The 13,103-nt window shown below is 51.2% G+C and carries 13 protein-coding genes; 6 read left to right on the forward strand and 7 right to left on the reverse strand.

Annotated elements, in window-relative coordinates:
• The 4 genes from nhaC to LPW40_RS09285 form a co-directional block, all read right to left on the reverse strand.
• Positions 1 to 1,410: Na+/H+ antiporter NhaC (gene nhaC, locus LPW40_RS09270; protein WP_230822114.1), on the reverse strand; the 1,410-nt coding region annotated here is incomplete at its 3' end.
• 30 nt (positions 1,411 to 1,440) lie between these two features.
• A complete protein-coding gene (locus LPW40_RS09275) occupies positions 1,441 to 2,172 on the reverse strand; it encodes a hypothetical protein (RefSeq protein WP_230821981.1) in 732 nt (243 codons plus the stop codon).
• A gap of 12 nt (positions 2,173 to 2,184) precedes the next feature.
• Complete coding sequence (locus tag LPW40_RS09280) at positions 2,185 to 3,189, reverse strand: proline racemase family protein (protein ID WP_230821982.1); 1,005 nt, start codon at positions 3,187 to 3,189, stop codon at positions 2,185 to 2,187.
• On the reverse strand, positions 3,186 to 4,361 hold the full coding sequence (locus tag LPW40_RS09285; RefSeq protein WP_330166188.1) for an NAD(P)/FAD-dependent oxidoreductase: 1,176 nt from the start codon (positions 4,359 to 4,361) through the stop codon (positions 3,186 to 3,188). The genes LPW40_RS09280 and LPW40_RS09285 overlap by 4 nt, the downstream gene beginning before the upstream one ends.
• Before the next feature lie 134 nt (positions 4,362 to 4,495).
• Here LPW40_RS09285 and LPW40_RS09290 point away from each other — a divergent pair, with 134 nt between their 5' ends.
• From LPW40_RS09290 to LPW40_RS09310, 5 genes are all read left to right on the forward strand, one after another.
• Positions 4,496 to 5,863 carry a sigma-54 interaction domain-containing protein gene (locus LPW40_RS09290; RefSeq protein ID WP_230821983.1) on the forward strand — a complete coding sequence of 456 codons (1,368 nt, stop codon included), beginning with the start codon at positions 4,496 to 4,498 and terminating at the stop codon, positions 5,861 to 5,863.
• A gap of 54 nt (positions 5,864 to 5,917) precedes the next feature.
• Positions 5,918 to 6,193, forward strand: coding sequence for a (2Fe-2S)-binding protein (locus LPW40_RS09295; protein ID WP_230821984.1), 276 nt, complete (start codon positions 5,918 to 5,920; stop codon positions 6,191 to 6,193).
• The gene (locus tag LPW40_RS09300) at positions 6,186 to 6,521 is read left to right on the forward strand and encodes a (2Fe-2S)-binding protein (RefSeq protein ID WP_230821985.1); all 336 of its coding nucleotides are present in this window, start codon (positions 6,186 to 6,188) and stop codon (positions 6,519 to 6,521) included. The genes LPW40_RS09295 and LPW40_RS09300 overlap by 8 nt, the downstream gene beginning before the upstream one ends.
• Positions 6,511 to 7,683: an NAD(P)/FAD-dependent oxidoreductase gene (locus LPW40_RS09305; protein WP_230821986.1), complete on the forward strand. Its 1,173-nt coding sequence runs from the start codon at positions 6,511 to 6,513 to the stop codon at positions 7,681 to 7,683. The genes LPW40_RS09300 and LPW40_RS09305 overlap by 11 nt, the downstream gene beginning before the upstream one ends.
• Positions 7,684 to 7,822: 139 nt before the next feature.
• Entirely contained in the window at positions 7,823 to 8,224 is a 402-nt protein-coding gene (locus LPW40_RS09310; protein WP_230821987.1) for a hypothetical protein, read from the forward strand.
• On the opposite strand, the gene LPW40_RS09315 is transcribed toward LPW40_RS09310, so the two are convergent.
• The 3 genes from LPW40_RS09315 to LPW40_RS09325 all read right to left on the reverse strand — a co-directional run bounded on the left by LPW40_RS09315 (position 8,177) and on the right by LPW40_RS09325 (position 12,036).
• Positions 8,177 to 9,805, reverse strand: coding sequence for an IS1182 family transposase (locus LPW40_RS09315; protein ID WP_230821988.1), 1,629 nt, complete (start codon positions 9,803 to 9,805; stop codon positions 8,177 to 8,179). The two genes, LPW40_RS09310 and LPW40_RS09315, sit on opposite strands and share 48 nt — an antisense overlap.
• A gap of 207 nt (positions 9,806 to 10,012) precedes the next feature.
• Positions 10,013 to 10,531 (reverse strand): helix-turn-helix domain-containing protein, encoded by a 519-nt coding sequence (locus LPW40_RS09320; protein ID WP_230821989.1) that lies wholly within the window; start codon positions 10,529 to 10,531, stop codon positions 10,013 to 10,015.
• 17 nt (positions 10,532 to 10,548) lie between these two features.
• Positions 10,549 to 12,036, reverse strand: a complete 1,488-nt coding sequence (locus tag LPW40_RS09325; protein ID WP_230821990.1) for an aldehyde dehydrogenase family protein — start codon at positions 12,034 to 12,036, stop codon at positions 10,549 to 10,551.
• A gap of 174 nt (positions 12,037 to 12,210) precedes the next feature.
• On the opposite strand from LPW40_RS09325, the gene LPW40_RS09330 reads away from it, so the two are divergent.
• The gene (locus LPW40_RS09330) at positions 12,211 to 13,074 is read left to right on the forward strand and encodes an alpha/beta fold hydrolase (RefSeq protein WP_413776004.1); all 864 of its coding nucleotides are present in this window, start codon (positions 12,211 to 12,213) and stop codon (positions 13,072 to 13,074) included.
• The last annotated feature ends 29 nt before the right edge of the window (positions 13,075 to 13,103 follow it).

Consider the following 13,103-nt stretch of genomic DNA (forward strand, 5'->3'; position numbering starts at 1 on the left):
TTCATGCTCTTTATCCCTCTCCATTTCATATTTGTCTTTCTTCATTATGAATAATCCTGCATAGCCGTAAATCAGACTGATGATGATGACCAAAAATGCATACCAGAAAAACGGCAGATAAGCAAGTGTTGCGACACCGAGTGTGGCTGCCATGAACACCCCGCCGTCGGACCACGGCACCATTGGAGTCGTGACTGTGCCGCCGGCTTCAACGTTACGTGACAGCAGTGTACGGCTGACGCCCTGCCTGTTGTAATTCTCTTCTGTGATCTTGGTGCCTGTGAGCAGTGAAACGTATGCCGCCCCGCCGAAGAATACGCCGAAGAATGATGCAAGCATCGTCGTGACCGTCAAGTTGCCTGTGCTTGTGGCCCATTTTGCGAATATATCCCCGATGACTTTGAATGCACCAATCGTCTGCAGCAGACCACCGACGCCGAGCGCAAGGATAATCAGCAGTATGACGTCCAGCATGAATGTGATTCCGCCGCGGTCGAGCAGGTTATCGATGAACTCGATGCCCGTCGAAACACCGCTTCCGGTATACATCGTCCCAAGTGCCTCGATAATGCCGTAGCCCTGGAACAAAGCTGCCCAGATGCTGCCGAGGAGCGCCCCGAAGATGATTACCGGCACCGATGGCAGTTTGAAAATGAGCATCGCCACGACTACAGCCGCCGGTATGAGCATGATCCAGGAAATATTGAATGTATCCTGCAGGTTCGCCATCGTATTTTCTGCAATCGTCAGATCCCCGCCGCCTTCCATGAGGAACATCCCGACCACCCAGTACAGTATGGCCGCTATGATAAATGCCGGGAGCGATACGAATGCCATCGATTTGATGTGCCTGAATACATCGACATTCGAAAGCGAAGCCGTCATCACCGTCGTATCCGACAGCGGTGACATTTTATCCCCGACGTAACACCCGGACAATACGGCACCGGCGACCAGCGCGACCGGCAGTCCGAAGCTTTCGCCGATGCCCATCATCGCAATCCCCGCCGTGCCGGCTGAACCGAATGATGTGCCCGTGGCCAGTGACGTGATTGCGCAGATGATCATCGCTGCCATCAGGAATATGCCCGGGCTGATGATGCTTAGGCCGAAGTAGATCATCGTCGGCACCACACCGCCGGCGATCCACGAGCCGATGAGGGCCCCGACCGCAATCAGTATGAGTGTCGCACCCATCCCCTCATGGATGCCCTTCAACAGGCCGCGTTCCATCTCGAAATAAGAGTACTTCAGATAAATCCCGAACCCCATTATGACGAACCAGACCAGAAGAAGTGCCAGCTGGATCGGCAGTTCCAGGATCACTATTGAGCCAAACATCACCACAACGAATATAATCATGATTGCAATCAGCATCGTTACGCTGGGCAGTCTCTTTTCCACATTCATATTGTTCATATCTTTCCCCCTTGTTTTCATCTATCTAATGACAAACCCCTTCGAATATATATCAGAATCATCAATATAAAATTGAGAATTCGATATCAGAAAATGCCGGAATCGAAATCGATCCCCTTCAACCTTTACAAGACTTGAATTCAATGTCCTGATTTCCCTCTTGCCAAAGTGCCGGTTCAGGACGGCAACCACTTCGCTCACGGGATATGCGATAATCATCTTCTCTTCATTGACGACTGCATGCATATCTTTATGCACCAATACTTTATAGCCTGAAAAATCATTCATGGCCTCGACATGCGCCTTCACTGCAGCAATGTTCTCCACCGACAGTTCAAAATCGACCGCTTCAACAGCGACCCTCTTCCCGTTCACGTGATGGATATAGGTATCTTCTGTGACCTCGTGAATCACTTCATGACCGAGATCTTTATCTTCATAAATATACTCGGCATCTTTTTCATGTATATAGTACGCTTTAGCCCTATTGATGCTGCCCCGCTCAAGCAATGAACAGAGAAAACCCTTCAAAAGCATATCCTTGTTATCGATCACGGAGCTGGAATGCATTTCGACATTCAGCTCAGAATCATGGATGATCAGATTTACATATTTGCTGCCACGCGGTTCATTCAGCAGCAGGTCGACATTGTCATATCCCTCAACGGTACCTTGCAGCTCATCCTTATGCACAATTCTGAGCAGCTGTCCGTTGATATGGATGTCATGGCTGTTGATCACTTTCCGAATCACTTTTCCACCCCCTTATATTTCAGGTATCAGAAGATACCCCTCGTTCAGCGGATCGTCTTCGTGGTAATAAAAATCATGCCGGCCCATTATCCAGGCGGAACCCGTGATGGATATCCTGTTGAAGGAGATGCCCGCCTCTTCCCTTGTGCTGAGCAGCTTCGCCCTGAACCGTGAACCCGTGATGCTTTCATGGATGAATTCTTCATCAGGTCCAAGCACACCGTCCTTATGCAGGGTCGACACTTTGGCGCATGTCCCCGTGCCGCACGGCGAACGGTCGATGCCGCCCGGCGGCACGACGACGGCATTCCTGGTCACTTCACCCGGCTCATACAGTTCCATATGGGTCAGTTTGTCGATGAACGGGAATTCAGGGTGCTGTATTTCATGCTGCTCATTGATTGCATCCCGGAGCGCCATGGCGACCGAGACGATTTCCTCGGATGCATCGACATCAAGCTTGAGTCCGAGGTCCGCTGCATCGATGATGCCGTAGAAGTTGCCGCCGTAGGCGATATCGCATTTGATGTCCTTCCTGTCCTTGTAATCGACATACACGGTCTTCAGATGAAACGCGTCCGTGCTGACGAAAGTCACCTCCTCGACCTTGCCGTCTGCCACCTTGCATTCCGCTTCAACGACACCGGCCGGGGTATCCAGCACGACGGTGGTGTACGGCTCGGTCACTTCCACATAACCCAGCTCGACGAGTGCCGTGCACGTGCCGATGGTGTCATGTCCGCACATCGGCAGATAGCCGCCGGTTTCTGCGAATATCACACTGAAATCCGTTCCCTCCTTCAAGGGAGGGAGCACAATCGTACTGCTCATCACATCATGACCCCGCGGCGGGTAGACGAGGAACTTCCGGATATGATCATGGTTCTCCTTCATATCGAGCATCTTTTCCTGAATCGTCTCCCCCTTCAATTCCGGCATGCCGGTGAGGACTGTCCGTGTCGGGTTGCCGCCCGTATGTGTATCGATGGTCAAAAACTGTTTTGAATGGATGTTCATAAAGCTGCCTCCTTGAATCTCGACAGGCTGAGCGGACTGATGTCTTCGGTGAGCGAGCCGGTGACCATGTCACTCATCCATCTGCCGGTGATGGCGCTGAGCCCGATGCCGTCACCTTCATGCCCTGCCGCAATATAATAATTTCCGATATCCGTACCGGATATGATCGGCAGATGGTCGGGCGTCCACGGCCTGAGTCCGGCATAGGAGCGTATGATGTTCAAATCCTTCATCTTCGGAAAGTATTCGATCGCCCGTTGTGCAATCAGCCGGATGACGCGGGGATTCACCTTCGTATCGAAGCCGGTGAATTCACGGCTGCTACCGATCAGGAAATTCTGGCTCTCCGTCGGTTCATGCACCAGGGCGATGCCGTAATCATTCATCGCTTCCGGGGCGACCCGCTCCCGCCCGAACTTCGTCATCAAATATCCAAACTCCTGAATTTTTCGTGTCCCCATCAGTTCCGTCCGTGATGCGACCAGTATATGGCCCTTCCTCGGCGTGATCGGCAGATCGATATCGAGCATCCTGCTGATTTCAGGGGCGTAAATGCCGCCTGCATTGATCACTTTATTCGCGGTGAAAGATTTTTCTCCGGAATATATTTTGAACGTTCCCCCATCCATCTTTTTAATATCGGTGACCGGTGAATGTTCATATAAAGTGAAATCGTACTTTTCCGCTTCATTGATCAGCGAGAATGTCAGCATGTAGGGATTCACGGTCGAATCATTTGTACACTCGAGCCCGCCCGTCAGGTGATCGGAAAAATGTTTGGAGTCATTCTTCAGATCTTCTTTTGTGAGCTTGTTGAAGAACCGCTGCTCGCCGTTCGCCTGATTATGCCGGTCGACCCATATATAAGCCTGCTCCAGCTCCTCTTCATTCGCACAGAGGAAGATGCTGCCCGGATGCCTGAATTCGAACGGCATTTCAAGCTCTTCCGACAATTCCTTGATCAGCGCCTGGCTCTGGATTGCCATCCTGCTGTCGAAGCCCGGCTCCTTATCTATCAGCAGGACATTGCCGTCGCACTTTGAAGTCGTGCCTGATGCGACCGTATGCTTTTCGATCATCCCTACATTCAACCCTTTTTTTGCGGTGTAATAGGCGATGCTTGCACCGATGATGCCGCCGCCGATGATCATTACATCAAAATGACTGGTCAATATGCCACTCCCTCCTTTAACTGTATATAAGAAATAAGCGTGCCAGCTTTAAACATGATGTTACTATTATCGTTTGTGATAAAGTGTAAAGAATCTTATAATCAGTATAATAAAGTTTACAGAAGGAGATGCCCATGATTGAAAAGAAAATGATTGAAGTCCTCATCAATTTTTACAACCATTCATTCACGATCATCGATAAAGACGAGAAACTGATTTACTGGAGCGACCGTGCATCCGAAATATTCAACCTGAAGCATGAAGATGTCATCGGGAAGGACATCAAGGAAGTGTTCTCGGAAGACCAGCTGCTCATACTGGAATCTTTACGGGATAACAAATCTTTCGAAAAGAAGCGGCATAAGGCCACCCCGGACATCTATGTGGACATCAAGGCGGAACCGGTCACTGTGGACGGGGAAGTCCTCGGCGCCGTCGTCTCCGAAGTGGACGTCACTTCGCAGATCAAAAGGGAAAAGGAGATGGAGGCACTCAAAAGCAAAGTCGATATTTTGAGCGATAACGTCAAGCAGTTGAACAATGACAACCATTTCAAGAACATCATCTATAAGAGCTCCATCATGGAAAACTTGAAGAATCAGATCGAGAAAGCTGCGCGTACGGATGCAAACATCCTCATCACCGGTGAAACCGGTGTCGGCAAGGAGCTGTTCGCCCAGGCGATACATAAGATCAGCGGGCTCCGGGGCGATATGATCCCGCTCAACTGCGGTGCGATTCCGAATGAATTGTTCGAGTCGGAACTGTTCGGCTATGACAGGGGCGCCTTCACCGGCGCAAGCAAAGAAGGCAACAAGGGTAAAATCGAGCTTGCGGAGGACGGGACTTTATTCCTTGATGAAATCGGTGAGATGCCGCTCGAGATGCAGGTGAAATTCCTGCGCATACTGCAGGAAAGGAAATATTTCAAACTGGGCGGGAAGAAGGAGATGACGACGAACTTCAGGCTGGTGTCCGCCACCAATAAGAGGATCACCGAACTGCTGTCTTCCGACAACTTCCGTTCCGACCTGCTCTACCGGATCAATGTCATCAACATCCACATCCCGCCGCTCAGAGAGAGGCCGGACGATATTGAATCACTGTTCTATTATTATCTGTTCCAGCTGTCCGAGAAGTACAATACCGACCTCATGTATGCAGACCAGGAACTGCTCCGGCAGATCAGGGAATATGAATGGCCGGGCAATGCACGCGAGCTCATCAATGTCGTCGAACGGCTAGTGATATTCTCGAACGGCGGCACCCTTGATAACGATATCTTCCATCAATACCTGCAGGAAGTCGGACAGAGCCGGAACCTCACGGCCTACACCGTCCCTGCCGGTGATGTCGAATTGAAAGAGTATGTCGACAGGCTTGAAGCGGATTATATCCGGCAGGTCATTGAAAACAATGATCATAACATCGAAAAATCCGCTGCGGTGCTCGGCATCAGCCGCCCGACATTATACTCGAAGATCAAGAAATTCAAACTGTGACTGGCACGTTTATTTCTTATTACTTGTTAAGATAAATCATTTGAGGTGAAGGTCATGGACAATAACGGGGATTTCGTCGTGTGCAGATGTGAAAATGTCACATATGCCGAGATGATGAAGGAAATGGAAAGAGGCGTGAACAATGCCAGGGAGATGAAATTGAAGACACGGGCCGGTATGGGATTCTGCAACGGCAGGACATGCGGGCACCTGATCAATAAAATGATGGATGAGACAGACAGCGGACCCGATTTCATCCATTTGAGGTCGCAGCCGCCGATCCGCACGATTTCTTTTGAAACGCTGGCAGGAGGTGCGCATGATGACTAGAAGGATACTGGACCATAAAATCCTCGGTCCGAGAAAAAATAAGATTGTGCCTTTTAAATGGAACGGGGAGACTTACTACGGGGCGGAAGGCGAAAGTATCACAGCCGCCCTCCTCGCCAATGATGTGCGGACACTCCGTCACCATGAAAGGGATGGGGCCCCGCGGGGCCTGTACTGCAACATCGGCCACTGCTCCGAATGCAGGGTGACCGTTGATGGTGCGCAAAATGTGCGCGCCTGCCTGACCCCTGTCCGTAAGGACATGGAAATCAGGCGGCAGGGCGCCCTGCCGCATCTCGTCAAAGGAGGCGGAGACGATGGATTATGATGTGATCATCATAGGCGCCGGGCCTGCAGGGCTCAGCGCCGCAGGTGTATTGAAGGATGATAAGCGCGTGCTCGTCATCGACGAATATTACCACCACGGCGGCCGGCTGCTCGGCCAGCTCTACGAGGAATCCAGGGGAAACTGGTGGAACGGCATGGAAATCGCCGATGAACTGTATGGCGGGCTTGAGGGTAAAGTCGAATTCAGCCTCGGCACCTCCGTCTACAATGCCGAGCGGGAGGGGTCTTTATTCACCATATATACGGATAAAGGCAATTTCACGGCCCGGTGCCTCGTCGCCGCGACCGGTTCCAAAGAAAACTCCTCCCCGCTGCCCGGATGGGAACTGCCCGGGGTCATGACCGTCGGGGCGGCCCAGGTGCTCACCAATTTCCACCGGGTCGCACCCGGCGAAGCCGGGGTCATCATCGGCATCAATCCCCTCTCCATGGTGATCGCCATGGAGCTCGGCTATGCAGATGTGGAAGTGAAGAAGATATGCCTGCCTGCGGCAAATGACATCAATACGGCAACACCGAAAGATGCGTTGGAAACGCTGATGGGCCTCAGCCGGTCTGCCCCTTCGAAATTTTTAGCTTTCGCAGGCGGCGTCGGCCGAAGACTCACGCTGCTGCACGGTCCTGTGCTGAATTTCTTCCCTTCTGGCGGGGTGAGGACGCTCGGCCTCCCGATCTCCATCAAGGAAAGAGTCGTCCGCATCAATGGGACGGATCAGGTCGAGTCCGTCACCACCATTAAGACGAGAGCCGACGGCAGCGTGATTGAAGGGACGGAGCAAGAGATTGTCTGTGACTTTGTCTGTATTTCCGACGGCCTCTCGCCGGTCAATGAAATTACTTCGCTGTTCAATCTGAAGCATGTATACCTTGAGTCCCTCGGCGGGTACGTGCCCCTCCACAGCGAGAAGATGGAGACCGAAATCGAGGGCCTTTATGTCGCCGGCAACATCACCGGCATTGAAAACGCCAAAGTCGCGATGCTCCAGGGAGAGATGGCCGCCCACCGGATTCTGGGAGATGAGGCAGCATCTGAAGACACTTTGAGGAAGATCAACGAAGAACGTAAAAACGCCAAGGTGAAATTCCATGAAGACCTGGATGCAGGCCGGGAAAAACTCCAGCTCTACTGGCTCGCGAAATGATGAGAGACCGTATTGGAGTCAGTCCGGACAGGATTTGAAATAGTGAGGTGCCCGCCCAGATGCGGGATTGAAATCCGGACGGAATCTGAGGTCTGGAGACCGCTGTCTGGATTCGTGACTGAACTCCGGACAGAACTTGATGCACAGCGACCGCCATCTGGATTCAAGAGCAAAATCCGGACGGACCCTGATGCGCAGAGACCGCTGTCTGGATTCAAAAGCAAAATCCGGACGGACCCTGATGCGCAGAGACCGCTGTCTGGATCCAGCACCAATATCCAGACAGAGCCGTAAGTACGGAGAGGACCGTCTGAATCCGGGACCAATATCCAGACGGAACCTGATGTGCAGAGACCGCTGTCTGGATCCAGCACCAATATCCGGACAGAACGTGAAGTCCGACGACCGCTGTCCGAATCCGGGACCAATATCCGGACAGAGCCTGAAATACAGCGGCCGCCGTCCGAACCTGGCACTCCCATCCAGACTCCTCTCAAATCAAAATAAAAGGGGCTGGGACATAAAGCCCTTTGAAAACTAAGAAAAGTGGCGATTCATCGATTAATTCGGATGAATCGCCACTTTTTCCATATTTCTGCAGACGGTCCGCCTGAATCTGCCGGAATTTCCGCAGGTTCAAGGCGAGTAACGCAAGCCCGGTTTCGATTTTGACCTTGCGTGCACCCCGGACCGAGAAGCGTTTGAACGCCAAATTCGCCTTCAAATTGCCGAAAACCGTTTCAATATCTATCTTCCTCTGCTGATAGATTGTCCGGTTCTCTTTCATTGAAAGCGTGCGTCGGGCCTGGGCTTTGAAATACTCCAGGTTCATATTCTTTTGGATCCGTTTGTTGATTTGTTGATCGCTCTGGATGCACTTTTCATACAACGGGCATCCGCTGCAGTCTGCGGATGCATACATTTTGAATGACCGGGTGTAACCGTATTTGTCTGTCCGATCAGCGTACCGGTCAAACCGGATCTCCCGCCCGTCCGGACAAATGTACAGATCATTTTCAGCGTCATATGCCCAGTTGGCAGGGTGCATCTCATCCGTCCGGTGTTTTTTCTTCTGCTCCCTGTAGTACGTGTTGTAGGGAATGAGCGCCGTCCGTTCATAGTCATCCATGATCATTTCATAGTTGGCCTCGCTGCCATAGCCGGCATCGGCGACGATCTTTTCCGGCAGGTGATGAAACGTCTCCATCATCGTATGCAGGAACAGTTTCAATGTCCGGGTATCTGTTGGATTCGGATAAAGATCAAATCCTAAAACGAACTGATTGTTACTTGCGACCTGCAGGTTGTAGCCGGCTTTCAGCTGCCCGTTGCGCATGTGGTCTTCCTTCATGCGCATGAAGGTCGCATCCGGGTCGGTTTTCGAGTAGCTGTTCCGTTCGCCGAGAATCTCCAACTGCTGGGTATATTTCAGCTCGCGGTCCCGCAGGTCCGCGCATTTCTTTTTGGTTTCTCGAATGATTGACCGTTCCGACCGGATGGCCTTTCTGTCCGGCACATCTTCAGTCGCCTCAATCGCCTCTGTCAAATCATTCTCCACTGTTTCCAATGCCTGATGCATGGTGTTCAGATGCTCGGCTGTAACCAGGTCCTCCGATTCTTCAAGCAGTGCCGGGAGGATCTGTGCTTCGTACATCGTGTCATACATCAGTTTTGATTGCGCCCGCAGCTTCTCCTGATGTTTCTCCACGCTCTTCCTGAAGACGAATGTGTACTTGTTGGCATTGGCTTCCAGTTTCGTGCCGTCGATGAAAATCGCATCCGCATCAATCAAATCATTGGCCTGCAGCTGGCCCCTGAATTGGATGAAAGCCTCTTCGATGAGCACGCTCATATGAGGATGGACCCTGAACCGGTTGATGGTGCGATAGGAGGGTTTCTGATTTTGCGCAAGCCACATCATCCGCAGACTGTCAGTGAGTTCGGCTGCGATTTTACGGCCGGAGTACACGGACCGGGTGTACCCGCACAGGATGATCTTCATCATCATTCTTGGGTGATGGGAGGACGCGCCGAAGTGATGCTCGAATCCTTCGAATGCCGCATCCGGGATGCTTTCCACCATGTCATTCACCGCTACGGCGATGTCATCTTCTGGAATCATCACTTCGATATCCTATGGAATTGTGATCTGGTTCATGTTATAATCTTTATACATAAGGCACCTCTTTTTTGTTTGTGTGGTTACTTACATTATAAGAGAGTGTCTTTGTTTTGTCTTATATTTATATATAAGAATGTCCCCGGATTAAAATTCACATTTTAATCCGGGGACATTTGGTTTCAGCCGGGATTTATGTCCCAGCCCCTTTCATGTCACATTGGAAGATACGAGGAGGATCTTCGCCGGTTCGTCGCTATCGTTATACCACTCGTGCTCCACTTTTGAGTCGATGTGGATCGAGTCGCCCGGTCCCAGGACAGTCTGCTCGCCCTGAATGATGACCTGCAGTGTCCCGCTGAGCACATAGATGAATTCCTGCCCCCTGTGGGTATATGGCGAGTGCTGTGTCTCCCCCGCCTTCAATTCCACGAGTGCCGGGGTGAATAAAGGATTCTCTATATCCCCGGACAAGTCCTCGTATGAAAAATTGCCGTTCAGTGACGCGGTGTCCACCGGGTCTTTCTGGTTATCATCAAAGAAGAAATTGACATTGACGTCGAGTGCTTCTGATATTTTTTTCAATGATGTGAAAGTCAGTGTCCTCAAGTCGCGTTCGACCTGGGATAAGAAGCTGATGGACAACCCGCTTTCGGCGCTCAGCTCCTTCAACGTCATCTTCCTGCCTTTTCTTAATTTCTTCAGTTCACTTCCCAGTGTCTCACTCATGTCCTGACCTCATTTGCTTATGATCTGTGCATATTGACGAACACACTCTTCACTTCCACATAGTTTGCGATGCCGTAGTCCCCGCCCATATCGCGGCCGATGCCGGATTGCTTGTAGCCGCCGAACGGCATGGTCTCGAGCTCGAGTCCGAAATCGTTGATCCATACTGTGCCGGCTTCCAGTTTCGATGCGATATAGTGGCCGTCTTTGATGTTCTCGGTCCAGACGCTTGAAGCAAGGCCGTAGTCACTGTCATTCGCCCTTTTGATCGCTTCATCAATATCATCGAACGGCATGACGCACATTACTGGTCCGAATATCTCTTCCCTCGCGATCGCCATATCATCGGTGACATCCGTGAATATCGTCGGCTCGACAAAATACCCCTTATCTCCGATGCGGCTGCCGCCGGTGATCACTTTCGCGCCGGCTTCTCTGCCCTCCTCGATATATCCAAGGACTTTATTCATCTGCTTCTCTGAGATCAACGGGCCGATATCGGTGTTTTCGTCGAGACCGTCGCCAACGACCAGATCCTCCGCCCGCTTCTTCAGCTCCTCGACCACCTTATCATAGATTCCCCGCTGCACATATACCCTTGTCGTCGCACTGCAGTTCTGGCCGGAGTTGTACATCGTTCCGTCGAAGATCCCGTCAAGCCCTGAATCAAGATCGGCATCTGCCAGTACGATCGCCGGTGATTTTCCGCCGAGCTCCAACGTGATGGACTTGATGTCTTCAGCGGCATGCTTCATGATTTCACGGCCGGTGTTCGTCGATCCTGTGAACGCCACTTTCGATACGTCCTTATGGGTGACGAGCGAGTGGCCCGCGACCGAACCCTGGCCCGGTACGATGTTGACCACACCGTCGGGGAAGCCCGCTTCTTTGAAGAGTTTCGCTGCATAAAGGATGGATAACGGCGTATCCTCGGCAGGCTTCAGCACAATCGTACAGCCTGCAGCAAGCGCTGCGCCCATCTTCCATGCGGCCATCAGAAGCGGATAGTTCCACGGCACGATCTGCGCCACGACGCCGACCGGCTCATGTACGGTGTACGTCACATAATTCGGGTCGACGTTCGTCGTCTTGCCGAAGATCTTCGTCGCCCATCCTGCATAATATCTGAAATGGGTGACCGTGCCGTCCACATCATCTTCCAGTGCCTGCATATATTTCTTTCCGTTATCCAGTGCTTCCAGCTGCGCAAGTTCTTCCCGGTGCGCCTCAAGCAGGTCGGCGAACTTATAGATCAGTTCAGACCTTGACGCCGCATCCATCTTCGTCCATTCCCCATTGTCGAACGCCTCTTTTGCGGCACGCACCGCCTTGTCGATGTCTTTTTCAGTCGCTTCACTGACAGTCGCGATCACTTCTTCGGTCGCCGGGTTTTTGACTTCGAACGTATTGCCGCTCTCCGAAGGCACATACTCCCCGTTGATATACAGCCCCTTCTCCTGCTCCAAAAACTCTTTTACTCCAGGTTTCAATTCCATCAATGACATCCCATCCCACTCCTTGTTTTGATATGTAATGACTAAATCTTCTGTCAACTAAATCATATACGATGCCAAATAAAAAATCAATCAAAATTTCACCGTGAGTGAAATTAATGTGTTATCACTTAGCCAAACGGGGAATAATAAACCAAGATGATTTTACATAAAGGGGGGATTTATTTGGATAGAATCACCGGCACTTTTCAGCTTAATCACCATATTATGGAGTACTCGGTCACTGGTGACGGGGAGGAGACGGTTTTACTGCTGCATGGCGGCCACTCCAACAGCAATGAAACATTCGGCGTTAAAATGCTGGTCGACGGGGGATATACAGTCCTCATACCTTCAAGGCCAGGTTATGGGAAAACTTCCAAGGGCATCGGAGATTCCCTTGCAGAAACTGCCGAATATTATATTGGGTTGCTGAACCATCTGTCGATTGACAAAGTCCATCTGATTGCGATTTCTGCAGGAGGCACGTCCGGCATTTATCTGGCTTCAAAATACCCCGGAAGAATCAAAAGCTTAATTTTGCAAAGTGCAGTCACACAGGAATGGCTGCGCCCCGATGACAGTTTATATAAAATAGCCCGGGTCGCTTTCCGTTCACCGGTCGAGAAAGTGACATGGCGGCTTTTATCAACGATGAACAACCTTTTCCCGAAAACCGTCTTCAGATTTATGGCGCCTTCATTCAGTACACTTTCAAATAAAGAGATTCTTGATGAAATGTCGGATAACGACATCGAAGAAATCCGCCTGATGAACAACAGGCAGTCTTCGGGTCAAGGTTTTTTGATCGACCTGGCCGCCACGAAAGAAATCACTGCGGCTGATCTGCAGGAAATCCGGTGCCCTGCCCTCATCATCCACAGCAGGAATGATGCTTCCGTCCCTTTGGAGCATGCATATTTTGCCCATGACAATATCCCGGACAGCACTTTGATCGTCACTGAATCCTGGGGCCATATAATCTGGGTCGGCAGGGATGCAGAAGAGACGGATGAGCTGGTCACAGAGTTTCTGGAAAACAAAAGATGACCCGGCAATCCCATTGCCGGGCCATCTTT

The organism is Salinicoccus halitifaciens, assembly GCF_021026095.1.
GTDB classification, from domain to species: Bacteria; Bacillota; Bacilli; order Staphylococcales; family Salinicoccaceae; genus Lacicoccus; species Lacicoccus halitifaciens.

Coding starts and splice junctions, on each gene's coding strand:
- LPW40_RS09305 (WP_230821986.1), top strand. CDS start 6,511: ATGGATTATGATGTGATCATCATAGGCGCCGGGCCTGCAGGGCTCAGC.
- LPW40_RS09310 (WP_230821987.1), top strand. CDS start 7,823: ATGCACAGCGACCGCCATCTGGATTCAAGAGCAAAATCCGGACGGACC.
- LPW40_RS09300 (WP_230821985.1), top strand. CDS start 6,186: ATGACTAGAAGGATACTGGACCATAAAATCCTCGGTCCGAGAAAAAAT.
- LPW40_RS09315 (WP_230821988.1), bottom strand. CDS start 9,805: ATGATTCCAGAAGATGACATCGCCGTAGCGGTGAATGACATGGTGGAA.
- LPW40_RS09280 (WP_230821982.1), bottom strand. CDS start 3,189: ATGAACATCCATTCAAAACAGTTTTTGACCATCGATACACATACGGGC.
- LPW40_RS09320 (WP_230821989.1), bottom strand. CDS start 10,531: ATGAGTGAGACACTGGGAAGTGAACTGAAGAAATTAAGAAAAGGCAGG.
- LPW40_RS09295 (WP_230821984.1), top strand. CDS start 5,918: ATGGACAATAACGGGGATTTCGTCGTGTGCAGATGTGAAAATGTCACA.
- LPW40_RS09325 (WP_230821990.1), bottom strand. CDS start 12,036: ATGTCATTGATGGAATTGAAACCTGGAGTAAAAGAGTTTTTGGAGCAG.
- LPW40_RS09290 (WP_230821983.1), top strand. CDS start 4,496: ATGATTGAAAAGAAAATGATTGAAGTCCTCATCAATTTTTACAACCAT.